The organism is Aeromicrobium massiliense JC14, from assembly GCF_000312105.1.
GTDB classification, from domain to species: domain Bacteria; phylum Actinomycetota; class Actinomycetes; order Propionibacteriales; family Nocardioidaceae; genus Aeromicrobium; species Aeromicrobium massiliense.
Map to the genome: position 1 here is coordinate 354,451 of NZ_HE978638.1, position 22,917 is coordinate 377,367.

Consider the following 22,917-nt stretch of genomic DNA (forward strand, 5'->3'; position numbering starts at 1 on the left):
CCCGTCCGCCCAGCTCGTCCTTCTCGACCTGCAGGCCCAGGACTCCCAGCTCGCCCACCTGGCCCACCGCAAGGCGTCGCTGCCCGAGCACGCCCGCATCGACGAGCTGACCGCGCGCGCGGCCGAGCTCGACGGCCGCCGGGTCGAGGCCGAGACGGCCGTCTCCGACCTGACCCGCGACCAGAAGAAGGCCGAGTCCGAGGTCGAGCAGGTCCGGGTGCGTCGCCAGCGCGACGAGCAGCGGCTCAACAGCGGGGCGATCTCCAACCCCAAGGACCTGGAGTCGCTGCAGCGCGAGCTCGCCGCCCTCGACCGCCGCATCGCGACGCTCGAGGACGAGGAGCTCGTCGTCATGGAGGACCTCGAGCAGGCCCAGGCCGTGCTCGCCGACGTCATGCACGACGTGGACGAGGTCGAGGCGGCACTCCGGCAGGCCCGCGAGACCCGCGACGCGGCCCTCGCCGAGATCGAGCAGGACGTCTCCGTCGCCACGCTCGACCGCGGCGCCCTGGTCGAGCGCGTGCCGGGCGACCTGCTCGGCCTGTACGACAAGCTCCGCGCCCAGTACGGCGCGGGCGCCGGCGCGCTGCGCGCCCGTCGCTGCGAGGCGTGCCGCCTGGAGCTGAACGGCGCCGACCTGCGCGAGATCGCCGCGGCGCCCGACGACGAGGTCGTCCGCTGCCCCGAGTGCAGCCGCATCCTGGTCCGGACCTCCGAGTCAGGGCTGTGACCGAGCGGGTCGTCGTCGAGGCCGACGGCGGGTCGCGCGGCAACCCGGGACCGGCGGCGTACGGCGCGCTCGTGCGCGACGCCGTCACCGGTGAGGTGATCGCCGACCGTGGCGAGACGATCGGCGTCGCGACGAACAACGTCGCCGAGTACCGCGGCCTGATCGCCGGGCTCGAGCTCGTGGCCGAGCACGCGCCCGCTGCCGAGGTCGAGGTCCGGATGGACTCCAAGCTCGTCATCGAGCAGATGGCCGGACGCTGGAAGATCAAGCACCCCGACATGAAGCCGCTGGCCATGCAGGCCCGCCAGCTGGCTCCCGCCGGCGTCCGCTGGACGTGGGTGCCGCGCGAGCGCAACAAGGCGGCCGACGCGCTGGCCAACGAGGCGATGGACCTCGAGGCCCGCACCGGACGTCCGGCGGTCGTCGGCACCGCCGCGCGCGAGGAGACCACACCACTCCCGCAGGGCCAGGACGTCCTCGCCGCCCCGGCCGCGGCACCCGCCAAGGCCGAGAAGAACCCGCTGCTCGGCTGGCGGGGCAAGGCGCACGGCGACCCGACGACCATCGTCCTGCTGCGCCACGGCGTCACCGCCAGCACCGTCCGCAAGCTGTTCTGCGGCACCGGCGGCACCGACCCCGGCCTGACGTCCGAGGGCGAGGCACAGGCGGTCCGCGCCGCGGCCTGGATCGAGCGTCACGTGGACGTCGACGCCGTCGTGGCCTCGCCGCTGCGTCGCACGCAGGAGACAGCGGGCTTCGTCGGTCGCGAGCTCGGCCTGGACGTCGCCACCGAGCCGGGCATCGCGGAGGCGGCGTTCGGCGAGTGGGACGGCCTCACCTTCGCCGAGGTGATGGAGCGCTGGCCCGACCACATGAACGACTGGCTCGGCTCGACGTCCGTGGCCCCGCCCGGCGGCGAGACGTTCGACGCCGTCCACGAGCGCGTCCGCGACGCCCGCGACCGGCTGCTCGACACCTACGCCGGCCGGACGATCGTGGCCGTCAGCCACGTGACGCCGATCAAGATGATGGTCCGCCTGGCGCTCGACGCGCCCATGCCGATCATCCACAAGATGGAGCTGGCGCCCGCGAGCATCACCACCATCGCCTGGTGGCCCGACGGCACGCCGTCGCTGAAGAACTTCTCGGTCGTCCCGGACTGAGTGAGGAGTCCCACACCCGGGAAGGGTGGGCCCGGGGCCGTCGTTGGCACCAGGCATGGATCTCTTCACTCCCGTGACCCTGGGTGACCTCGAGCTGGCCAACCGCGTCGTGATGGCGCCGCTGACGCGCATGCGCGCCGGGGCCTCCGGCGTGCCGAACGACCTGCTCGTCGAGCACTACGAGCAGCGCGCCGGCCTCGGCCTCATCGTCACCGAGGGCACCTACCCCCGTCCTGAGTCGCAGGCCTTCGTCGGCCAGCCCGGCATCGTCACCGACGAGCAGCAGGCCGGCTGGGCCCGCGTCGCCGACGCCGTCCACGCGCGCGGCGGCCGCATCGTCATGCAGCTGATGCACGGCGGACGCGTGACGCACCCCGACGTGAACGGCGGCCGCCGGGTCGAGGCGCCGAGCGCCCTGGCCATCCAGGGCGAGGGCCACACCGAGCAGGGCAAGCAGGCCTACCCGGTGCCGCACGCGCTGACCGTCGAGGAGGCCCAGGAGGTCCGCGACGACTTCGTGCGCGCCGCCCGCCGCGCGATCGACGCCGGCCTGGACGGCGTCGAGGTCCACGGGGCCAACGGCTACCTGCTCCACGAGTTCCTGTCCCCGGCGTCCAACGTCCGCGACGACCAGTACGGCGGGACGCCGGAGAACCGCGCCCGCTTCGTCGTGGAGGTCGTGCGCGCGGTGGCCGAGGAGATCGGCGCCGGCCGCGTGGGCCTGCGGATCTCGCCCGAGCACAACATCCAGGACGCGCTGGAGACCGACCACGAGGACGTCCGCGCCACGTACGGCCACCTGCTGGACGAGCTGCGTCCGCTCGACCTGGCGTACCTGTCGGTGCTGCACCGCGAGCCCGCCGGCGACCTGGTGCAGGAGCTGCGCGCCCGCTTCGGCGGTCCGCTGGTCGCCAACAGCGGCTTCGGCTCGATCACGACCCGCGAGGAGGCGGTCCAGCTCATCGAGGCCGCGCACGCCGAGGTGGTCGCCGTCGGCCGGGCCGCCATCGCGAACCCCGACCTGGTGGAGCGCTGGCACGGCGAGCACCCGGAGAACGAGCCGAACCCGCACACCTTCTACGCGCCCGGCGCCGAGGGCTACACGGACTACCCGTTCCTGGCCCGGGCCTGAGGCTCAGACCTCGGTGACGACGACGTCGAGCCGGTTCCCGGACCGCTCGACCGTCCAGCCGAGGTCGCCCAGGGCCTCGGCCAGCTCGTCGACCGTCGCCGGTCGCGCGTCCTCCAGCAGGAGGGCGCGCACCAGCCGGCCCTTGGTCGCCTTGTTGAAGTGGCTGACCACCTTGCGCTGGCCGTCGGGGCGCTCGTGCAGCACGCGCATCGTCGCGGTGCGCGGCGCGAGCGCCTTCGACGGCTTGCCGAGGTTGACGTAGGTGCCCGAGCGCAGGTCGACCAGCAGCCCGTCGCCGGCCGCCTCGTCGAGCGCGGCGGGCAGGACGTCGCGCCACAGGCCGCTCACCGTGCCGAGCCGCGGGAGGGTCACCGACCCCGACAGCCGGTAGGCCGGGATCGGGTCGGACGGGCGCAGCAGGCCGAACAGGCCCGACGCCACGGCGAGGCTCGCGTCGGCCCGCTCGCGTGCGTCCGCCGGCAGGCTCGCGAGGTCGAGGTGGCTGAACAGCACGCCGGTGTAGACCTCGTCGGCGCGTCCGGCCGGCTCGTCGAGCAGGGCCGCGTTGGTGGTGAGCGCGTCGGCCTGGGTGGGACCGAGGCCGAGCACGTCCATCGTCCGGGCCGGACGTCCGGAGCTGAGCGTCACGAGCGCCTTGACCAGCCGCTGACGGGTCCGGTCCAGCGTCGGGAACGACAGGGCGTCGAGGTCGAGCACCCGGTCGCCGGACGGCCGGGTCTTGCCCTCCGAGGGCGGCAGCAGCACGAGCACCCGGTGACCCTACCGAGTCACCACACGAGGCTCGTCCACGCCCACAGCACCGTGGTGCACACCACGACGAGCAGCGGCGTGGTCGTCACCGCCAGCCGGTGGAAGGTGGCCAGGGAGGCGACCTCGCGGGCCGCCGAGCGCCACCACAGCAGGTTGGCCAGCGAGCCGACGATCGTCAGGTTCGCGCCCACCCCGACGCCCACGAGCACCGCCAGGACGGTGGCCGGCCCGGCCAGGGCGGCGGCCGGCAGCAGCACGAGAGTCGCCGGCAGGTTGTTGACGATGCCGGCCAGCAGCATCGCCAGCAGCGCCGCCCCCACGAGGGCCACCCACGAGTCGCCGCGGGGGAGCAGGTCGCCGACGAACGAGCCCGCCGGCGTCCGCGAGAACCACGTCACGAGCATGCCCCAGCCCAGGACGATCAGCGCCATCGGCAGGTTGGCCGCGTGCAGCAGGTCCCGCCAGGAGGACGCGCGGCGCACCAGGGTGGGGACGCCGACGAGCACGGCCGCGACGGTGGCGACCGCCCACGGGGTGGTGCCGGCACCGAGGCCCAGCAGGAGCGCGACGAGCACCGCGAGGGGGTAACGCGGGACGGGTGGCGGCTCCTCGTGCACCGACTGTGGGTGCCCGAGCTCGTCGCGGAACCACCAGCGCAGCACGAGGTACTCGCCGGCGACGGCGACCAGCCACACCGGAGCCATCGCCCCCGCGAACGCCGCGAAGCCCAGGCCCGTGGCCGAGAACATCAGCAGGTTGGTCAGGTTCGACACCGGCAGCAGGAGCGACGCGGAGTTCGCGAGCCGCACCGTGGTGTAGGCCGGCCACCGGCGCCGGCCGGCGGCCGCCAGGAGCACCGGCGTCAGCAGCACCGCGGTCGCGTCCAGGCTGAGCACCGCCGTGACGAGCGCGGCCAGCAGCACCGCGAGCGCCAGCAGCGCCGACGCCGACCCGCGCGCCAGCAACCGGGTGCGGGCACCCAGGGCGTCGAACAGCCCGGCGTCCGCGCAGGCCCGCGCCACCACGGCGATGGCGACGAGGAACCCCAGCGCCTCCGCCAGGGCACGCAGGTCGTGGAGCACGGGGGAGACCCTACGACCGTCCGCCCCGGCTCAGCCGAGCCAGCCCGCCCCCTCGGCGATCAGCAGCACGCCGAACACGGCGAACGCCGCGGACGCGCCGTACTTGATGACCTTGTCGGGCAGGTGCTTGCCGAGCGCGACGCCCACGACGATGGCCAGGGCGTCCGCGGCGACCATGCCGATCGTGCTGCCGATCCAGGTGCCGAACCAGTTCTCCTGGGTCGCGAGGGTGATGGTGGCCAGCATCGTCTTGTCGCCGAGCTCGGCCAGGAAGAACGCCGTGCCCACCGCCAGGACCGCCGAGCCGGAGGCGCGCTTGGCCTTCTCGGCCTCGTCCTCGGTGAGCTCGTCGCCGCGCAGCGTCCACGCCGCGAAGCCCAGGAAGGCCACGCCGGCGCAGACCGCGATCGGGCCCTGGTACTCGGCGAAGCCGGCCCCGATCCAGTAGCCGAGGGCGACGGAGGCCAGGTGCACCACGGCGGTGGCGACGGTGATGCCGAGCAGCACGTCCCGGGCCCGGTAGCGGGTGGCGAACGTCATCGCCATCAGCTGGCTCTTGTCGCCCAGCTCGGCGATGAAGATCACCACCGTGCTCAGCAGCAGGGCATAGGTCATGAAAAAGGCTCCTCGTCCATCCCGGACGAAGAGCCGCGCGTCGACGAGTCCTCGACCGGGCTCGTCGTACGACAAAATCCGGTCGAAAGTCTCGTCCGCCAGCCTGGGCTGGCCTGCTGTGCCGGACCCGAGGGTCAGTATGTCGACACAGCCGTTGGGGACTACTCCCTTTCGCTCCGCAAGGATAGCGCACGGATCACGGCGACCGCGTCGTGGCGTGCCTCCCACGGGACGACGACGTGGTCGTGGTGCGTGCCGGCCAGGACGTTGCAGGGGATCTGGGCGTCGGCCAGGGCGTGCGAGAACGTGGCGGTGAGCCCGACCGAGTCGAGGGCGCTGTGCACGGTGAGCGTCAGCCAGGCTCCGACGAACTCGTAGGCCAGCCCGATCTCGTCGGCGTCCTCGCGGCCGAGCACGACGGTGATGCCCTCGTCCTCGACCACGACGGCGCGGATGCCGACCTCGTCGACGACGCGCGGCACCAGGGCGTAGACGACCGGCTCCTCGTCCATGTGGACGTCGAGCCCGGCCAGCATGACGTCCAGGTCGCTCTCGCCGCTCATGGCCGAACTCTAGGCGAGGGAGGCGACGGCTAGGATGGGAACGCGAATGAGCCGGCCGGGCGGCCGCGCCGGACGCCCTCGGGCGTGCGGTGAGGAAAGTCCGGACTCCACAGAGCACGGTGGTGGCCAACAGCCACCCACGGTGACGTGCGGGACAGTGCCACAGAGAACAGACCGCCAACGGCCTGCGCCCTCGGGTGCAGGTGCGGGCAAGGGTGAAACGGTGAGGTAAGAGCTCACCAGCGGCCTCGGTGACGGGGCCGGCTCGGTAAACCCCACCGGGAGCTAGACCAAGAGGGCGCCTCGGCGCCTGCGCTGACGGGCTGCTCGTCCATGGGTCAGCGGGTAGGTCGCACCGAGCGGCGCAGCGATGCGCCGCCCAGATGGATGGTCGCCCAGCGCCTTCGGGCGTGGACAGAATCCGGCTTACAGGCCGGCTCATTCGCCTTCGCGCCCTCGGGCGTCGTGCAGTACCGTGGCCGGAGCGGTTCCACGGACGGTTCCGCGTCGGGGCCAATCACATGGAGTCGTGCGTTCGTGGCCACAGCATCGTTCCTCGCGGCGGTCGTCGCGCTGGGCGTCGCCGTGCTCGCCCTGCGCCGCCGTGACGTGTTCGGCACGGGCCTGCTGGCCGTGGCCGGCCTCGCCGTCGCCGCCTGGGACGTCATCGTGCCGCTCGCCGACGACGACCTCGACCCGACCGGCGTGAGCGACACCCTCTGGCTCCCGGTCATCGCCGTCGCCGCCCAGTGCTTCTACGTCATCGCCCGCCGCGGCGTCGTCGCGCGCTGGCAGATCCCGCCGCCCGTCCTGGGCCTGTTCGTGGCCTACCCGGCCGTGCTGGTCTCGTTCCTGTGGCCCCGTCGTGACGTGGCGTCGTTCACCGACGACGGCGCCTTCGTCGCGGTGTGGATCGTCCAGGCGGCGTACTGCGCGACGTTGATCGGCCTCGCGATCGTGGCCATGGCCGAGCGCCGCCAGCACCGTGACGCGACCCGCCGGCCGCTCCTGCTCCTGATGGTGCTCATGGTGGGGCTGCTCGGCGTCCAGATGGTGCAGCTGCCCGGCGTGCACCTCGTCGCCACCGCCGCCCTGGTGCTGATCTACCGGCTCGTCGTGGTGGTGCGCTACAACGACCGCGTGCCCGCGCCGGTCGTGAGCCCGCTCGGCGCGCTCGAGGTGCACGCCTTCGCCTTCGACCACCACGGCCGTCTCGTCGAGGCGACCCGCTCCGCCCTGCGCCTGGTCGGCGCCGCGACCGGACGCGAGCCGCGGACCGGCGACACGGTGGCCGAGGCCCTCGGCCCGGACGTCGACCTGGGCACCCCCGGCACCGACGGCGTCCTGGTGCTCGGTGCCGGCACCCGCGCCGTCGTCGCCCAGGCGCGCACGGCCTCGTACCGTCCGCCGCGCTCGGCCGGCCTGGACGGCACGATCCTCACGCTCTGGTACGCCGAGACCGTCACCGGCGCCGGCGGTGCGTCCCGCGACACCGTCACCGGGGCGCTGACCCGCGGGACGCTCGAGGCCGTCCTGCGCTCGTTCGCCCGGTACGCCACCCGGCACGGGGAGGCGCTGTCGGTCGCCGTCGTCGACCTGGACCGGTTCAAGCAGGTCAACGACCAGCACGGCCACCTCGCGGGCGACGCGGTGCTGGCCGCGGTCGCCACGCGCCTCATGGACGTCGTCGGCGACGCCGGCTGCGTCGGGCGCTACGGCGGCGACGAGATGGTCGTCGTGCTCCCCGGCACGAGCCTGGCCGGGGCCCACGCCCTGGCGTCCCGGCTCGTGCAGGCCGCCGGCCAGCCGGTGCACGCCGAGGGTCAGCGCCTGGAGCCGTCGGTCAGCGTCGGCGTCGCCCAGCACGTGCCCGGCCAGTCGGCGACCGACCTGGTGCGAGCGGCGGACGCGGCGATGTACGCGGTGAAGCGCGGCGGTGGCGGAGCGGCTGGCACCTCCCAGCGTGATCTGCGCAACAGCGCGGGTGCGTAACCTCTGCGCAAGTTCGTCGTTCTAGAGGTCACCATGGACGATCTCACCCCGCCCGCAGACCGCGGATTCGTGCACCCTGCGCAGCGTCTCTCGTCGTTCGGGGGGCCGCGAGAGACGCTGCTGTACGCCGTGCCCGACGCCCAGGCGCAGGCGCGGGTCGTCCGGGCGCTGGAGCGCAGCGACGACGAGGGGGTCGTCGCCATGTCGCTGCGCTCCGGCCACGAGCACCTGGTCGCCGTCCACTGCGCCCGTACCTGGCCCGCCATGCGCCGGGTGCGGGCGGCGGTGACGTCCGCCGACCCGGACGCCGTTCAGGTGCTCGGCTCGCGCGGCACCATCGACCTCACGGCCCCCGAGGGCCCCTGGGCGATCAGCGCCTGACATGGGCCGCGAGCTGGAGCCGGAGCCGCCCGCTCCCTACCGCTACGCCATCGGCGCCGGTCTGGGCCTGATCGTCGGTGCCGTCGTGGGCGCGGTCATCCACCGTCCCATCGCCGCGATCGTCGTCGGCGTCGCCGTGGGCCTGGTGGTGGCCTACATCCTGTCGGTGCTCCGCGAAGGAGCCGACCGCTCCTAGGGGAGCGTCAGGATCTCCGCGCCGTCCTCGGTGACCAGCAGCGTGTGCTCGAACTGCGCGGTGCGCGACCGGTCGCGGGTGACCGCCGTCCAGCCGTCGTCCCACAGGTCCCAGTCGATGCCGCCGAGCGTCAGCATCGGCTCGATGGTGAACGTCATGCCCGCCTGGATGATCGTGTCGGCACTCGGCTCGTCGTAGTGGTAGATCACCAGGCCGTCGTGGAACGCCGGGCCGACGCCGTGCCCGGTGAAGTCGCGCACGACGCCGTAGCCGAAGCGCTTGGCGTACGACTCGATCACGCGGCCGATGACGTTGACCTGACGCCCGGGCCGCACGGCCTTGATGGCGCGCATCGTGGCCTCGTGCGTCCGCTCGACCAGCAGGCGCGACTCCTCGTCGACGTCGCCGACCAGGTAGGTCTTGTTCGTGTCGCCGTGGACGCCCCCGACGTACGCGGTGATGTCGATGTTGACGATGTCGCCGTCCTCGAGCGGGCGGTCGTCGGGGATGCCGTGGCAGATGACCTCGTTGACGCTGCTGCACAGGCTCTTGGGGTACTCGCGGTAGCCCAGCGTGGACGGGTAGGCGCCGTGGTCGCACAGGAACGCGTGGCCGACGCGGTCGAGCTCGTCGGTGGTGACGCCCGGCGCGATGGCCGCCTCGACGGCGTCCAGGGCCTGCGCGGCGATCCGGCCGGCGACCCGCATGCGCTCGATCGTGCCGGCATCACGCACGAGCGGGCCGCGGTACGGCAGCGGCGCGGCCTGGCCGACGTACTCGGGACGCTCGATGGACTCGGGCACGGGCAGGGGGCCGGAGACGGTGCCGGGGACGAGGAGGCTCACCGCTCGAGCCTACCGACGGGCACGCGGACGCGGCCTCGGGCAGGATGGCGCCATGAGCGACACCGGCCCCTTCTACTTCTGCCTCAAGCACCACACGGTCGAGGGCAAGGACGGCTGCAAGGCGGCCGACCGGCTCGGCCCCTACGACACCCGCGAGGCCGCGTCCCACGCCCTGGAGTCCGCCGAGGAGCGGACGAAGGCGTGGGACGAGGACCCGAAGTGGAAGGACGACTGAGCGCTCAGGACTCGAACGAGTGCTCCGTCGCCGGGAACGTCCCGGCGGCCACGTCGGCGGCGTACTCCTGGGCGGCGGCGAGCATGACGCCGTGCAGGTCGGCGTACTTCTTGACGAAGCGCGGCGCCCGGCCGGTGCGCAGACCCATCATGTCCTGCCAGACCAGCACCTGGCCGTCGCAGCCGGCGCCCGCGCCGATGCCGATCGTGGGGATGTCGAGCGCCTCGGTCACCTGGGCGGCGACCGGCGCCGGCACCATCTCCATGACGATGCTGAACGCGCCCGCGTCCTGGAACGCCCGCGCCTCCTCGATGAGCCGCTGGGCGGCGTCGCCGCGTCCCTGGACCCGGTAGCCGCCCAGGTTGTGCTCGGCCTGCGGGGTGAAGCCGATGTGGGCCATGACCGGCACGCCGGCGTCGGTCAGCAGCTTGACCTGCGGCACCATCGCGAGCCCGCCCTCGAGCTTGACCGCGTGGGCGTTCGCCTCCTTCATGAACCGCGCCGCGGTGTCGAACGCCTGCTGCGGCGAGCCCTGGTAGGAGCCGAACGGCAGGTCGGCCACGACGAGCGCGCGGCGGGCCGAGCGGGTCACGGCGCGCACGAGCGGGATGAGCTCGTCGACCGTGACCGGCAGCGACGTCTCGTTGCCGTAGACGTTGTTCGAGGCGGAGTCGCCGACCAGCATCACCGGGATGCCGGCCTCGTCGAAGACCTGCGCGGTGTACTGGTCGTACGCGGTCAGCATCGCGAAGCGCTCGCCCTGCTGCTTCCACTGGCGCAGGTGGTGCGTGCGCACCTTGCGCACGCTGGGGTCGCTGGTCGCGGGGCCGCCGTACGGCGCGGGCTCCTCGGCGTGGATGTCGTTCATGGTGTGCTCCTTGCGTCTCTCGCGGCCCGGACGGGTCCACGGATCGGCCCCAGCCTGGCACACCGTGCCGGGGGTGCGAGCCGAGGCGTCGCTCACACCCAGGACGACGTCAGATGATGCGTTCGGAGAGGAGTGCGCGAAGTTCAACGATCTCCGACCGAAGGGCCCGCAGCTCGTGCTCGGACTCGTCGTCGGAGGCCTCCTGGATGTCACGGACTTGCTCGATCAGCCACGACGCGAACGACGCAGACACCACGCCCACGACGGCGATCCCGGAGAACATCAGGGTCGCTGCAACGAATCGTCCCGTCGAGGTGACCGGATACGCATCTCCGTAGCCCACGGTCGTGAGGGTGGTGACGGTCCACCACAAGGCGTCGCCGAAGGTCTGGATCTGTCCGGCCCCTCCGCGCTCGGCGTCCAGGACGGCGAGCGCCGCGACGAACGAGAGCAGCGACACAGAACCGACGAGGTACACCCCGACGCGACCACGCAACGAGTGGCCCGCGTATCGATTCAGTGCGGTGAGCAACGTGACCAGCCTGAGGAGCCGCAAGGGGCGTAGCAGCGGAAGGACGACGACCGCCAGGTCGAGGGGGTTCGCGCGGACGAAGGCCATCCGGTCCCTCGCCAGGCCCAGACGGGCAAGGAAGTCGAAGGCCAGCAACGCCCACGTCCCCCACACGACCCCGTCGCAGGCGCGCTGCCAAGTCGGTGACAGTTCGGGGTCGAGGATCGGCCACGCGTATGCCCCAAGGAACAGCACGGTGGACAGCGTGAGGGGGACGTCGAGGGCCCGTTCCCAACGGGCGATGCGGTCGTCTGCCATGTGGCGAACGCTAGTGGGACGTAGCGCGGATCCAGGACGACGTCAGGCGTGCTCGCGCCAGCGGTTGGTGATGGGCACGCGACGGTCGCGGCCGAAGTTGCGGCGCGAGATCTTGGGTCCCGGCGGGTACTGGCGGCGCTTGTACTCGGCCCGGTCGACGAGCGCCACGACGCGCTTGACCACCTCGGGGTCGAAGCCCTCGGCCAGCACGTCGTCGTAGCCCAGGTCGCGGTCGACGTAGGCGTCCAGGATCGCGTCGAGCACCTCGTACGGCGGCAGCGAGTCCGAGTCGAGCTGACCGGGCCGCAGCTCGGCCGACGGCGGCTTGGCGATGGCGTGCTCGGGGATCGGCGGCTGCTGGCCCTGGGTCTCGGCGTGGGCGTTGCGCCAGCGCGACAGCTCCCACACGAGCGTCTTCGGGACGTCCTTGAGCGGCGCGTAGCCGCCGACGGCGTCGCCGTAGATCGTGGAGTAGCCCGTGGCCAGCTCGGACTTGTTGCCGCACGCGAGCACGAGGTGCCCGTCGCGGTTGGAGAGCGCCATCCAGATGTTGGCCCGGATGCGCGCCTGCAGGTTCTCCTCGGCCAGGCCCTCGAGCTCGAGCAGCTCCTCGTAGGAGTCCAGGATCGAGGCGATCGGCACGGTGTCGAGCCGCAGCCCGGTGCGGTCGGCCAGGTCGGCGGCGTCGCTCCTGGAGTGCTCGGTCGACCAGGCGCTCGGGTTGGAGACGCCGAAGACGCGGTCGGCGCCGAGCGCATCGACCGCGATGGCGCCGCACAGCGTGGAGTCGATGCCGCCGGACAGGCCCATGAGCACCGAGCGGAAGCCGTTCTTCTCGACGTAGCCGCGCAGCCCGGTGACGAGGGCGAAGTAGCGCTCGCCGAGGTCGTCCAGGCGGTCGCGCACCTCGGCCGGACGCGGCTCGTAGGCCGGCAGCGGCTCGGACGAGACGATGGTGCGCTGGATGCGCAGGCCGCCGAACGACTCCTGGGGGTCGGGCATGCGGGGCGTGGCCGCGGGCAGGTCGAGGTCGACGACGAGCAGCTCCTCGGCGAACTGGGTGCCGCGGGCGAGCACGTCGCCGGTCGGCCCGACGACGATCGAGTCGCCCTCGAAGACCAGCTCGTCCTGGCCGCCGATCGTGTTCACGTAGGCCACCGTGCAGTCGCCCTCGCGGGCCCGGCGCGAGACGAGGTCGTAGCGGACGTCGTCCTTGTTCGCCTCGTACGGCGAGCCGTTGGGGACGACGAGCAGCGACGCCTCGGCGGCGCGGGCGGCGGCCGAGGGGCCCTCCTGCCAGATGTCCTCGCAGATCGCGAGCGCGACGTCGACGCCGTGGACCTGGACGACGTTGATCGTGTGCCCGGCCACGAACGTGCGCATCTCGTCGCCGACGCCGTAGTTCCACAGGTGGTGCTTGGCCTGCTTGGCCACGACGCGTCCGCCGTGCAGGACGGCGACGGAGTTGGTGGGGGCGTTCTTCGGCACGCCCGGGCCGTCGGCGACGCCCTCGGCACGGTCGAGGTGGCCGACGTAGACGACCAGGTCGCCGAGGCCCTGGGCCTGCAGGTCGACGGCGAGCGTCTCGACCAGCTCGCGCGAGGCCTGGATGACCGAGGCCCGCATCGCGAGGTCCTCGATCGGGTAGCCGGTGAGCATCATCTCGGGGAAGACGACCAGGTGGGCGTCCTGCGCGGCGGCCTCGCGGCAGCGGTCCAGGACGATCTTCGCGTTGCCCTCCAGGTCACCGACGACGGCGTCGACCTGGGCCAGGGCGATTCTCAGCTGCGGCACGCGGCCAGCCTAGTGGCGGCTCCTGGACGTCCGCCCGCCGTGGACGAGCCGGCGACGCAGGCGCGCCGACCCGTGCGGTCCGTCAGCTGAAGGTGTCGAGCGCCCGGCGCAGCGAGAGGACGACGCTGTTGACCAGCAGCTGGGTGTGCGTCTCGTGCGCCGGCGACTCGACGAGCGAGTCGAGCTGGGCGTCGGCGGCCTGGAGGCGGGGGTCCACCTCGTCGCCCTGCCCGTAGGCGTCTAGCGCGTCGGCGACCAGGCACATGGCCCCGGCGATGGGCTCGCGGACGTCGTCGCTCAGCACGGTCTGCGACCCCGGGGCGCCGGGCACGCCGTGCGGCCGCAGGAGCAGGTCGCTGACGTCGGCCACGAGGAGCGCGATCCGGTCGAGCCCGTCGGCCTCCGACGTGAGGACCGCGAGGGCGTCGCGGTTGCGCCGGGCCCGGGCCCGTGCGTTGGCGGTGAGCGACTCGTGGACGCGCGACACCGCAGCCCGCATGTCGGTGCGGGCGCGCCGGAGCTCGGAGTGCTCCTGGTTCCACTCGTCGATCGTGGGGAGCTCGTGCCTCACCATCAGGTCGGCGAGCTCGCGCAGCTGATCGGCGAGCACCGACCGGGTGCGTACGACGGTCGCGCGGGCGGGGGCCAGCGGCAGGGGAGGGGCCGCCATGTTGACGAGGATGCCGATGAGGGCGCCGAACAGGGTCAGGCCGCCGTACGCGCCGATGAACTGCGCCTCGCCGTGGCCGATGATCAGCGTGAAGACCGCGGCGGTCGGGGCCCAGCCGCCCATCGCGCCCAGGACGCGCCACCCCGCGACGCTGACCGAGAGCGCGACGACCACCGCCAGGGTGATGGCCGCCGAGCCCATGTGGTCGCCGGTCGCGGTGTCGACGAGCCAGGCGATGACGCCGCCCACGACGATCGCGCCGACCGCCTGCAGCGACTCGCGCACGGAGCCGGCGAGGGTCGACGTCGTCGCGATGATGGCGCCGAACGGCGCGTAGTACGGGTAGTCCTGCGAGCCGGGGACGAATCCCACCAGGATCCAGGCGATCGCGGCGGCCACGGCAGCGCGCAGCGCCAGGGCGATCCGGGGATGGTGCATCCACCGGTCGAGGACCCACTGCCGCGCCGTCGTCATCGGGTCACCGTCGCACGAGTCGCCGCGCGCGGCGCTGCCCGGGGTGGGGCCACGGCGGTGAGGCACCCCCGAAACATCCCGGTAACACGTCCCGTAGAGACTGGGCCCATGGGTAAGCAAGAGGACTTCGTGCTGCGCGCGATCGAGGAGCGCGACGTGCGCTTCGTCCGCCTGTGGTTCACCGACGTGCTGGGTTCGCTGAAGTCGGTGGCGATCGCCCCGGCGGAGCTCGAGGGCGCCTTCGACGAGGGCATCGGGTTCGACGGCTCGGCCATCGAGGGCTTCGCCCGGGTGCACGAGGCCGACATGGTGCTCAAGCCCGACCCGGCGACCTTCCAGCTGCTGCCGTGGCGCGGCGAGACGCCGGCGACGGCGCGCATGTTCTGCGACATCCACATGCCCGACGGCAGCCCGGCGTACGCCGACCCGCGCTTCGTGCTGAAGCGGACGCTGCAGAAGGCCGCCGACGCGGGCTTCACCTTCTACACGCACCCCGAGGTCGAGTTCTACCTGTTCAAGGACAAGCCGGCGTCGGGCCAGGTGCCGGTGCCGGTCGACGACAGCGGCTACTTCGACCACACCGCCCAGGGGGCCAGCCAGGACTTCCGCCGCGAGGTCATCGGGATGCTCGAGCACATGGGCATCTCGGTGGAGTTCAGCCACCACGAGGGCGGCCCGGGCCAGCAGGAGATCGACCTGCGCTACGCCGACGCCCTGTCGATGGCCGACAACATCATGACCTTCCGCACCGTCGTGCGGGAGGTGGCGCTGAGCCAGAGCAAGTGGGCCACGTTCATGCCCAAGCCGTTCACCGAGCACCCCGGCTCGGGCATGCACACCCACGTGTCGCTGTTCGAGGGCGACGAGAACGCGTTCTACGAGGCCGGCGCCGAGTACCAGCTGTCGCAGACCGGACGCTCGTTCATCGCCGGCGTCCTGCGCCACACGCCCGAGATCACCGCGGTCACGAACCAGTGGATCAACTCCTACAAGCGGCTCGCCGGCGGCGGCGAGGCCCCCAACTACGTCTCGTGGGGCCACAACAACCGCTCCGCCCTGGTGCGCGTGCCGATGTACAAGCCGCACAAGAGCGGCTCGGCCCGCATCGAGCACCGCGGCATCGACTCGGCCTGCAACCCGTACCTGGCGTTCGCGCTCATCCTGGCCGCCGGCCTCAAGGGCGTCGAGGAGAAGTACGAGCTGCCGCCGGAGGCCGAGGACGACGTCTGGGGCCTCAACGACTACGAGCGCAAGGCGATGGGCATCGACCCGCTCCCGGGCAACCTGGACGAGGCCATCCGGCTCATGGAGTCCAGCGAGCTGGTGGCCGAGACCCTCGGCGAGCACGTCTTCGACTTCTTCCTGCGCAACAAGCGGGCCGAGTGGGAGGCGTACCGCGCCCAGGTCACGCAGTTCGAGCTCGACCGCATGATGCCTTTGATGTGAACGGATCCTGCCCGCCGGACGCCGCCCGTCCCGCCCTCGTCCGATCGGTAGGGTGCCGCACGTGGTGACCCAGGCACGCGTCGAGTCCCTCGCCCGCAAGGGCTTCCGCTCCCCGGACGAGGCGGTCGCCCGCCTGGCCGAGCTCGCCCCGGTGCCCGAGCCGATCGTGGACGCCGTGGCCGCCGTCGCCGACCCCGACTGCGCCCTGGCGTCGCTGGCCCGCATCGGCGAGGCGTGGGGCCGCGACCGGCTGCTCGACGCCCTCGAGTCCGACCCCGTGCTGCGCCAGCGGCTGCTCGTCGTGCTGGGCACCAGCGCGGCCCTCGGCGACTTCCTGGCCCGCCACCCCGAGCTCGTGACCGACCTGGCCGACGGCCAGCTGCTCACCGAGCCGATGACCGAGGACGAGCACCGCCGCCAGATGGCCGGCGCCACGACGGCCGACGAGCTGCGCGTGGCCTACCACCGCAAGCTGCTGCACGTCGTCGCGCGCGACCTCAACGGCCTGACGACGTTCGTGCAGTCCTCGGCGGAGCTGTCCGACCTGGCTGTCGCCACGTTGGGCGCCGCCCTCGAGATCGCGCGCGCCGAGGTGACCGGCGCCGACGACTGCCGCCTGGCGATCGTGGCGCTGGGCAAGACCGGCGGGCACGAGCTCAACTACGTCAGCGACGTCGACGTCATCTTCGTGGCCGAGCCGGCCGAGGGCGCCGACCAGTCCGCCGCGCTCACGGCCGGCACCAAGCTGGCCGCCACGGTCATGCGGCTGTGCAGCGACCTGACCGCCGAGGGCACCATCTGGGAGGTGGACGCCGAGCTGCGTCCCGAGGGCAGCCAGGGCCCGCTCGTGCGCACCGTGGCCAGCCACGCCGCCTACTACGACCGCTGGGCCACGACGTGGGAGTTCCAGGCGCTCATGAAGGCCCGGTACGCGGCCGGCGACGCCGAGCTGACCCGGCAGTACCTCGACGTCGTGCGTCCGCTGGTCTGGCGGGCCAGCACGCGGCCCAACTTCGTCGCCGACACCCGGGCCATGCGGCGCCGCGTCGTCGAGCACATCCCCGCCGCGCACCGTGACCGCCAGCTCAAGCTCGGGGCCGGCGGCCTGCGCGACGTCGAGTTCGCCGTGCAGCTGCTGCAGCTCGTGCACGGACGCCTCGACGAGTCGCTGCGCAGCCCCACCACGCTGACCGCCCTGCAGGCGCTGATCGACGGCGGGTACGTCGGCCGCCGCGACGGTGCCGCGATGGAGGAGGCCTACGAGTTCCTGCGCACGCTGGAGCACCGCATCCAGCTGCACCGGCTGCAGCGCACGCACGTCGTGCCCGAGGACGAGGACGACCTGCGCCGCCTGGGCCGGAGCATGGGCTTCCGTCAGGACCCGGTCGCCAACCTCACCCGCGAGTGGCAGGCCCAGCGCCGCCAGGTGCGCCGGCTGCACGAGAAGCTGTTCTACCGCCCGTTGCTGGAGGCCGTCGCGGCGCTGCCGACCGACAGCCTGCGCCTGACCACCGAGGCCGCGCGCGAGCGGCTCGAGGCGCTGGGGTTCGTCGACCCGGCCGGCGCGCTGGGTCACATCCAGGCGCTGACGACCGGCGTCTCGCGCCGCTCGGCGATCCAGCGCTCGCTGCTGCCGGCCATGCTCGAGTGGTTCGCCGAGTCGCCCGACCCGGACCGCGGCCTGCTGACCTTCCGGCGGGTGTCCGAGCAGCTGGGCGAGAGCCACTGGTACCTGCGCAAGCTGCGTGACGAGGGCACCGGCGCCGAGCAGCTCGCGCGGCTGGTGTCGTCCAGCTCGTACGTCGGCGACCTGCTCGTGCGCGGCCCGGACACCGTCGCGCTGCTGGGCGACGACCACGAGCTCGTGCCGCGCAGCCGCGAGCGGCTCACCCACGAGATGGTGCTGGCCGCGGCCCGGCACCGGGGCGGGGACGCCGCGTTCAAGGCCGTGCGCCGCGTGCGCCGGCGCGAGCTGACCCGCATCGGCATGGCCGACGTGCTCGGCCGGCTCGACATCACCGAGGCGGGGGAGGCGCTCAGCGACCTGACCACCGCCACGCTCGAGGCGGCGCTGCAGGCGGCGATCGCCTCGGTGGAGGACGAGCGCGGCGAGCTCGGCACGCGCATGGCGATCGTGCTGATGGGCCGGCTCGGCGGCCACGAGTCGGCCTACGGCTCCGACGCCGACGTCATGTTCGTCCACGAGCCGCTCGAGGGCGCGGACGCGCAGCAGGCGCAGTCCGCCGCCACGGCCGTGGCCCAGCGGCTGCGCGCCGCGCTCGGTGCCGCCGGGGTCGACCCGGCGCTGGAGGTCGACGCCGACCTGCGTCCGGAGGGCCGCAACGGTCCGCTCGTGCGCAGCCTGTCGGCGTTCGCCACCTACTACGAGAAGTGGTCGGCGGTGTGGGAGGCCCAGGCGCTGCTGCGGGCCGACCCGGTCGTCGGCGACGAGGCCCTGTGCGAGCGGTTCCGGGCGCTCATCGACCCGCTGCGCTGGCCCGAGGGCGGCACGACCGAGGCCGAGGTGCGCGAGATCCGCCGCATCAAGGCCCGGGTGGACGCCGAGCGGCTGCCGCGTGGCGCCAGCCCGAACACCCACCTCAAGCTCGGCCGCGGCGGCCTCGCCGACGTCGAGTGGACCGTGCAGCTGCTCCAGATGCAGCACGCCCACGAGGTCGAGGGCCTGCGCACCACGCGCACCATCCCGGCCCTGCGTGCGGCGGCCGGGGCCGGCCTGCTCGACGAGGCCGACGCCGAGTCGCTGGAGGCGGCGTGGCGCATGGTCAGCCGTGTGCGCAACGCCGTCGTGCTGCTGCGCTCGCGCCCGGCGGAGTCGATGGTCGAGCAGTCCGCCGAGCGGGCGGGCGTCGCCCACCTGCTCGGGTACGGGCTGGACGGCGGCGAGGTCATGGTCGACGACTACCTGCGCACGACCCGCCAGGCGCGTCAGGTCGTCGAGCGCGTCTTCTGGGGCGACTGAACGCCCGTCCGGGGTGACACTGGAGCATGCGCTCCGTCCTCGTCGCACTCCTGGTCGCCGGCGCCCTCTCGGCACCGCAGGTTCCCGCTGCCGCGCAGGCCGCCGAGCCGGCGCCGGCCGTGCGCAACCTGTCCACGCCGACCGTCGCCGGCACCGCCGCGTACGGCCGCACGCTGTCGGTGCGCCCCGGCCGCTGGACCGAGGGGGCGCGGCTGTCTTACCGCTGGCTGCGTGACGGCCGGCCCATCGGCGGAGCGCTGGCCGGGTCGTACCGGGTCAAGCCGCAGGACGTCGGTCGCCGGCTCGCGGTGCGGGTCACCGGCTCGCGGACCGGCCACCGCTCGGCGACCGTGACCACCGCACCGACGCGCGCGGTGCAGCACATGGTGCCGGCTCGCCGGGTGGTGACGTACAGCGTCCGCACCAAGGGACGCATCAAGGCCGACCTGCGTGAGTTCCGGCGGCTCGCGCAGCAGACGTTCGACGACGCCCGCGGCTGGCGGACGTCCGGCACGGTCTTCCGCCGGGTCCGGCGCGGCGGCGACTTCACGCTCTCCCTGGCCGCCTCGCGCACGCTGCCGTCGTTCTCGCCGGTGTGCAGCCGGCAGTGGAGCTGCCGGGCCGGGCGCAACGTCGTCATCAACCAGACCCGCTGGCTCTACGCGAGCCCCGCCTGGCGGCGCAGCGGCGGCTCGCTGCGCGACTACCGGCACATGGTCGTCAACCACGAGACCGGGCACTGGCTGGGCCACGGCCACCGCTCGTGCCCGCGCAAGCGCGGCCCGGCCCCGGTGATGATGCAGCAGTCCAAGGGGCTCGGCGGGTGCGACTTCAACCCCTGGCCGCGCCCGGGGGAGCGGCGGGTGCCACGCTTCCGCTAGGGCCGACGCTCCATGCGCAGCTGGACGACGTCCAGGTAGCCCACGGCGAACCCGGCCTCGCAGTACGCGAGGTAGAGCTCCCACATGCGCCGGAACGTCTCGTCGAACCCCGCGGCGTGCACCTCGTCCCAGTGGTCGATGAACCGCTCGCGCCACAGCCGCAGCGTCCGAGCGTAGTCGGTGCCGAACGGACGCCGCTGCGTCACCCGCAGGCTCGTGTGCGCCGCCAGCACCTCGTCGACCGCCCGTTCGGACGGGATGAGTCCGCCGGGGAACACGTACTTCTGGATCCACCCGTAGGAGTGCCGGGTCGCCAGGTAGCGCTCGTGGGCCATCGTGATGGCCTGGATCGCGACCGTGCCGCCGGGGGCCAGGACGCGGTCGATCGTGGCGAAGTAGGTCGGCCAGAACTCCTCACCGACCGCCTCGATCATCTCGACGCTGACGACGGCGTCGTACTGGCCGTCGACCTCGCGGTAGTCCTGCAGCCGCACCTCGACCCGGTCGGCCAGCCCGGCGGCCGCGACGCGTTCGCGGGCAAGGTCGGCCTGCTCGGTGGAGATGGTGAGGGTCGTGACCCGGGCACCGCGGCCGGCCGCCCGGATCGCGAGCGCTCCCCAGCCGGTGCCGATCTCCAGGACCCGTGAGCCCGCGCCGACCCGTGCCGCGTCCAGCACCGCGTCGATCTTGCGGACCTGGGCGGCCTCGAGGTCGGCGAACGACGCCGGGACGGTGCCGCCGAAGTCGGCCGACGAGTACGACATCGTCGGGTCCAGGAACAGCGAGAACAGCTCGTTGGACAGGTCGTAGTGCCGCTCGATGTTGGACCGCGCACCCTCGACGCTGTTGCGCTCGGCGTGCGGCAGGCGGACGTCCACGAGCCGGCGCAGCCGTAGCAGGGGCGCGGGCACGAGCGCGGTCAGCCGCTCGGCGAACGGCCCGAGCAGGTCGGCCAGGTCGGTGCCCGGCGCCGCCCGCCAGTCGCCGGCCATGTAGCCCTCGCCCAGACCGATCTTGGTGTCGCGGCCGAGCCGGGCGAAGAACGACGCCGGACGCACGACCTGGAGCTCCGGCGAGCCGGGCCCGCCCGCGCCCCAGGCGGACCCGTCGGGGAAGGTGACGCGCACCGGGACGTGGCCCACGGTCGACCGCAGGATCGCGCGAGCGGCTCGGGCGCGGAGCGGGGTGCGCGGCGCGTGGAAGAGCTCGGGCCACCGGGTGGTGGTGGTCAGCTGCTCGGTCATCGGATCCCCTCCTGGTGGGCGTGCGGGGTGCGCGGGACGATCGGGAGACGGCGCAGCCACAGGCCGACGCCGTGCAGGCGGATGAGCGCGCTGGTGCGCTGGGTCATGAGCGGGCGCAGGAGCGCCAGGCGGGTCAGCCGCCACGGGGTGAGTGGCTGCGGGACGCCGCGGAACGTCGCGCTGAACGAGGCCTCGCCGCCCTGGCGCAGCACGATCGCGACCGACACGACGTCCTCGCGGGCCCGGATCTGCAGGTCGTAGCCGCCCTCGACGGTGAAGAAGGGCGAGACGTAGAGCTCCTTGTCGACGCGGTCGCGGCCGTGCGTGTCCGGGCGCAGCAGGTACGCGTGCCGCTCGCCATAGGTGTTGTGCACCTCGGCGACGAGGCACGTGAGGCTGCCGTCGGGCGCGAACGCCCAGAACACGCTCAGCGGGTCGAAGACGTGACCCAGCACGCGGGCGTTGGCCAGCATGACGATGCGGTGGCCGGTGAGGTCGACCCCGCGCAGCGCGCAGAACCGGCGCACGTTGTCGCCGATGGACGCGTCCGGGTCGCCGAGGTGGTCCGCGGCCCGGAAGGTGGAGAACGCACGCAGCGGCCAGCGCAGCAGCGGCAGGTCGTCGACGTCGACCAGCCATTGGTAGACGCGGTGCCGGAAGCGGTGCGTGAGCGGGGTGCGCCGGGTGTGCGACACCCAGCCGTCGACGAGGGCCGGCAGCGGGGGCAGCGCGGCGGTCGTCACGCGTCGCCCCAGTCGGCGCCCAGCGCCCGGGCCGCCTCGACGCCGGACCGGCAGCCGTCCTCGTGGAAGCCCCAGCCGAGGTGCGCGCCGGCGAAGACGGTGCGGTCGGTGAACAGCGCGCGCACCCGGTCCTGCGCGGCGACGGCTTCGACGGTGTAGACGGGGTGCGCGTACGTCATGCGCGCCTCGATCGCGGCGGGGTCGATCCGGCCGACGTCGTTGAGCGTCACCAGGAACGGCCGGTCGGCGTCCAGCCCTTGCAGCCGGTCCATGGCATAGGTGACGGCCGGGGCGGACGCGCGGTGGGAGCAGGTCTCGGTGCGGTAGTTCCACGATGCGTGGGCCCGGCGCGCGCGCGGCATCGGCGCCGGGTCGCGGTGCAGCACCGTCTCGTTGCGCGAGTAGCCGAACGCGCCCAGCGCGGCGGCCTCCGCGTCCGACGGGTCGGTGAGCATGGCCAGCGCGTCGTCGGCGTGCGTCGCGATGACGACCTGGTCGGCCACGTGCAGGCGGTCGTGGGCGTCGACGAGCTCGATGCCGTCGGGCTTGCGCGTGACGTGGCGGACCGCCGAGCCGACGCGGACGTCGCCCACGGCCTCGGCGACCTTGTCGACGTAGGTGCGCGAGCCGCCCGCGACGGTGAACCACTGCGGCGAGCCGGTGATCGACAGGAAGCCGTGGTGGCGCAGGAACTCGAACAGGTAGCGCGCGGGGTACTCCAGCGCCGTGCCGAGCCCGGACGACCAGACGCAGGCCACCACTGGGATTGCGTAGTGGTCGACGAAGTAGGCGCCGAACCCGTGCTCGCGCAGGAAGTCGCCGTAGGTCTGCGGCTCGGCGTCGTGCTGCGGCGCGTCCAGCAGCGCGAGGGCGGCCCGCTGGAAGCGCTTGACGTCCAGCAGCATGCGCAGGAAGCGCGGGTCGGCCAGGCGACGCGGCTGGGCGAACAGGCCGCTCAGCCCGCGGCCGCCGGCGTACTCCAGGCCGCACCCGTCGCACCGGATGCTCATGCTCATCTCGGTCGGGCGCACCGGCACGTCCAGCTCGGCGAACAGCCGGCGCAGCAGCGGGTACGTGCGGTCGTTGTGGACGATGAAGCCGGAGTCGACCCGGTGGCTGCGAGCCCCGTCGGCGACCGTGTGCGTGTGGGCGTGGCCACCGGCCCGGTCGTCGGCCTCGAAGACCGTGACGTCATGGGTGCGGCGCAGCACGTACGCGGCGGTCAGCCCGGAGATGCCGGAGCCGACGACCGCGACGCGGGGCCGCGCAGGGGAGAGCGTCAT

The 22,917-nt window shown here is 73.2% G+C and carries 22 protein-coding genes and 1 other RNA gene; 11 read left to right on the forward strand and 12 right to left on the reverse strand.

The genetic code is table 11. The features are described 5' to 3' along the window. The first annotated feature begins 28 nt into the window (after positions 1-28). The 3 genes from HGAM_RS21090 to HGAM_RS14495 are packed head-to-tail and all read left to right on the forward strand — an operon-like array spanning position 29 to position 3,025. Entirely contained in the window at positions 29-730 is a 702-nt protein-coding gene (locus tag HGAM_RS21090; RefSeq protein ID WP_425358409.1) for a zinc ribbon domain-containing protein, read from the forward strand. Next, a complete protein-coding gene (locus HGAM_RS14490) occupies positions 727-1,893 on the forward strand; it encodes a bifunctional RNase H/acid phosphatase (protein ID WP_019146217.1) in 1,167 nt (388 codons plus the stop codon). The genes HGAM_RS21090 and HGAM_RS14490 overlap by 4 nt, the downstream gene beginning before the upstream one ends. A gap of 55 nt (positions 1,894-1,948) precedes the next feature. Next, complete coding sequence (locus tag HGAM_RS14495; RefSeq protein ID WP_019146218.1) at positions 1,949-3,025, forward strand: alkene reductase; 1,077 nt, start codon at positions 1,949-1,951, stop codon at positions 3,023-3,025. Between the two features lie 3 nt (positions 3,026-3,028). On the opposite strand, the gene HGAM_RS14500 is transcribed toward HGAM_RS14495, so the two are convergent. The 4 genes from HGAM_RS14500 to HGAM_RS14515 all read right to left on the reverse strand — a co-directional run bounded on the left by HGAM_RS14500 (position 3,029) and on the right by HGAM_RS14515 (position 6,056). Continuing rightward, positions 3,029-3,796 carry a YaaA family protein gene (locus HGAM_RS14500; protein WP_019146219.1) on the reverse strand — a complete coding sequence of 256 codons (768 nt, stop codon included), beginning with the start codon at positions 3,794-3,796 and terminating at the stop codon, positions 3,029-3,031. A 17-nt stretch (positions 3,797-3,813) separates the two neighbouring features. Then, positions 3,814-4,878 (reverse strand): SLC13 family permease, encoded by a 1,065-nt coding sequence (locus tag HGAM_RS19560; protein WP_019146220.1) that lies wholly within the window; start codon positions 4,876-4,878, stop codon positions 3,814-3,816. 30 nt (positions 4,879-4,908) lie between these two features. Beyond that, positions 4,909-5,493, reverse strand: a complete 585-nt coding sequence (locus HGAM_RS14510) for a TMEM165/GDT1 family protein (protein ID WP_019146221.1) — start codon at positions 5,491-5,493, stop codon at positions 4,909-4,911. Positions 5,494-5,654: 161 nt separating this feature from the next. After that, a complete protein-coding gene (locus tag HGAM_RS14515; protein WP_019146222.1) occupies positions 5,655-6,056 on the reverse strand; it encodes an ACT domain-containing protein in 402 nt (133 codons plus the stop codon). Positions 6,057-6,103: 47 nt separating this feature from the next. On the opposite strand from HGAM_RS14515, the gene rnpB reads away from it, so the two are divergent. The 4 genes from rnpB (at position 6,104) to HGAM_RS14530 (ending at position 8,625) form a co-directional block, all read left to right on the forward strand. Next, positions 6,104-6,501: RNase P RNA component class A (gene rnpB, locus HGAM_RS19840), an RNA gene on the forward strand. Between the two features lie 92 nt (positions 6,502-6,593). Then, entirely contained in the window at positions 6,594-8,048 is a 1,455-nt protein-coding gene (locus HGAM_RS19565) for a GGDEF domain-containing protein (protein WP_019146223.1), read from the forward strand. Positions 8,049-8,081: 33 nt separating this feature from the next. Further along, positions 8,082-8,429, forward strand: a complete 348-nt coding sequence (locus HGAM_RS14525) for a hypothetical protein (protein ID WP_020692278.1) — start codon at positions 8,082-8,084, stop codon at positions 8,427-8,429. A gap of 1 nt (position 8,430) precedes the next feature. Next, a complete protein-coding gene (locus HGAM_RS14530; RefSeq protein ID WP_019146225.1) occupies positions 8,431-8,625 on the forward strand; it encodes a hypothetical protein in 195 nt (64 codons plus the stop codon). Here HGAM_RS14530 and map read toward each other — a convergent pair. Further along, the gene (map, locus tag HGAM_RS14535) at positions 8,622-9,470 is read right to left on the reverse strand and encodes a type I methionyl aminopeptidase (RefSeq protein ID WP_019146226.1); all 849 of its coding nucleotides are present in this window, start codon (positions 9,468-9,470) and stop codon (positions 8,622-8,624) included. The two genes, HGAM_RS14530 and map, sit on opposite strands and share 4 nt — an antisense overlap. 52 nt (positions 9,471-9,522) lie before the next feature. Between map and HGAM_RS14540 the strand changes: the two genes are divergently transcribed. After that, the gene (locus HGAM_RS14540; RefSeq protein WP_019146227.1) at positions 9,523-9,705 is read left to right on the forward strand and encodes a hypothetical protein; all 183 of its coding nucleotides are present in this window, start codon (positions 9,523-9,525) and stop codon (positions 9,703-9,705) included. 4 nt (positions 9,706-9,709) lie between these two features. On the opposite strand, the gene panB is transcribed toward HGAM_RS14540, so the two are convergent. From panB to HGAM_RS14560, 4 genes are all read right to left on the reverse strand, one after another. Continuing rightward, positions 9,710-10,573, reverse strand: coding sequence for a 3-methyl-2-oxobutanoate hydroxymethyltransferase (gene panB / locus HGAM_RS14545; RefSeq protein WP_019146228.1), 864 nt, complete (start codon positions 10,571-10,573; stop codon positions 9,710-9,712). A gap of 109 nt (positions 10,574-10,682) precedes the next feature. Beyond that, a complete protein-coding gene (locus HGAM_RS14550; protein ID WP_019146229.1) occupies positions 10,683-11,402 on the reverse strand; it encodes an ion channel in 720 nt (239 codons plus the stop codon). A 42-nt stretch (positions 11,403-11,444) separates the two neighbouring features. Beyond that, the gene (locus tag HGAM_RS14555; RefSeq protein WP_019146230.1) at positions 11,445-13,196 is read right to left on the reverse strand and encodes an NAD+ synthase; all 1,752 of its coding nucleotides are present in this window, start codon (positions 13,194-13,196) and stop codon (positions 11,445-11,447) included. A gap of 82 nt (positions 13,197-13,278) precedes the next feature. After that, positions 13,279-14,340, reverse strand: a complete 1,062-nt coding sequence (locus HGAM_RS14560) for an aromatic acid exporter family protein (protein WP_019146231.1) — start codon at positions 14,338-14,340, stop codon at positions 13,279-13,281. A 108-nt stretch (positions 14,341-14,448) separates the two neighbouring features. On the opposite strand from HGAM_RS14560, the gene HGAM_RS14565 reads away from it, so the two are divergent. From HGAM_RS14565 to HGAM_RS19570, 3 genes are all read left to right on the forward strand, one after another. Beyond that, positions 14,449-15,786, forward strand: a complete 1,338-nt coding sequence (locus HGAM_RS14565) for a glutamine synthetase family protein (RefSeq protein ID WP_019146232.1) — start codon at positions 14,449-14,451, stop codon at positions 15,784-15,786. A gap of 61 nt (positions 15,787-15,847) precedes the next feature. Further along, positions 15,848-18,766 carry a bifunctional [glutamine synthetase] adenylyltransferase/[glutamine synthetase]-adenylyl-L-tyrosine phosphorylase gene (locus HGAM_RS14570; protein WP_019146233.1) on the forward strand — a complete coding sequence of 973 codons (2,919 nt, stop codon included), beginning with the start codon at positions 15,848-15,850 and terminating at the stop codon, positions 18,764-18,766. Between the two features lie 26 nt (positions 18,767-18,792). Further along, positions 18,793-19,647: a DUF3152 domain-containing protein gene (locus HGAM_RS19570; protein ID WP_049798363.1), complete on the forward strand. Its 855-nt coding sequence runs from the start codon at positions 18,793-18,795 to the stop codon at positions 19,645-19,647. Here HGAM_RS19570 and HGAM_RS14585 read toward each other — a convergent pair. Genes HGAM_RS14585 through HGAM_RS14595 form a run of 3 tightly spaced genes read right to left on the reverse strand, consistent with a single transcriptional unit; the run spans position 19,644 to position 22,917 of the window. After that, complete coding sequence (locus HGAM_RS14585) at positions 19,644-20,891, reverse strand: SAM-dependent methyltransferase (protein ID WP_019146234.1); 1,248 nt, start codon at positions 20,889-20,891, stop codon at positions 19,644-19,646. The two genes, HGAM_RS19570 and HGAM_RS14585, sit on opposite strands and share 4 nt — an antisense overlap. Next, entirely contained in the window at positions 20,888-21,634 is a 747-nt protein-coding gene (locus tag HGAM_RS14590) for a DUF1365 domain-containing protein (RefSeq protein WP_019146235.1), read from the reverse strand. The genes HGAM_RS14585 and HGAM_RS14590 overlap by 4 nt, the downstream gene beginning before the upstream one ends. Then, a complete protein-coding gene (locus tag HGAM_RS14595; protein WP_019146236.1) occupies positions 21,631-22,917 on the reverse strand; it encodes an NAD(P)/FAD-dependent oxidoreductase in 1,287 nt (428 codons plus the stop codon). The genes HGAM_RS14590 and HGAM_RS14595 overlap by 4 nt, the downstream gene beginning before the upstream one ends.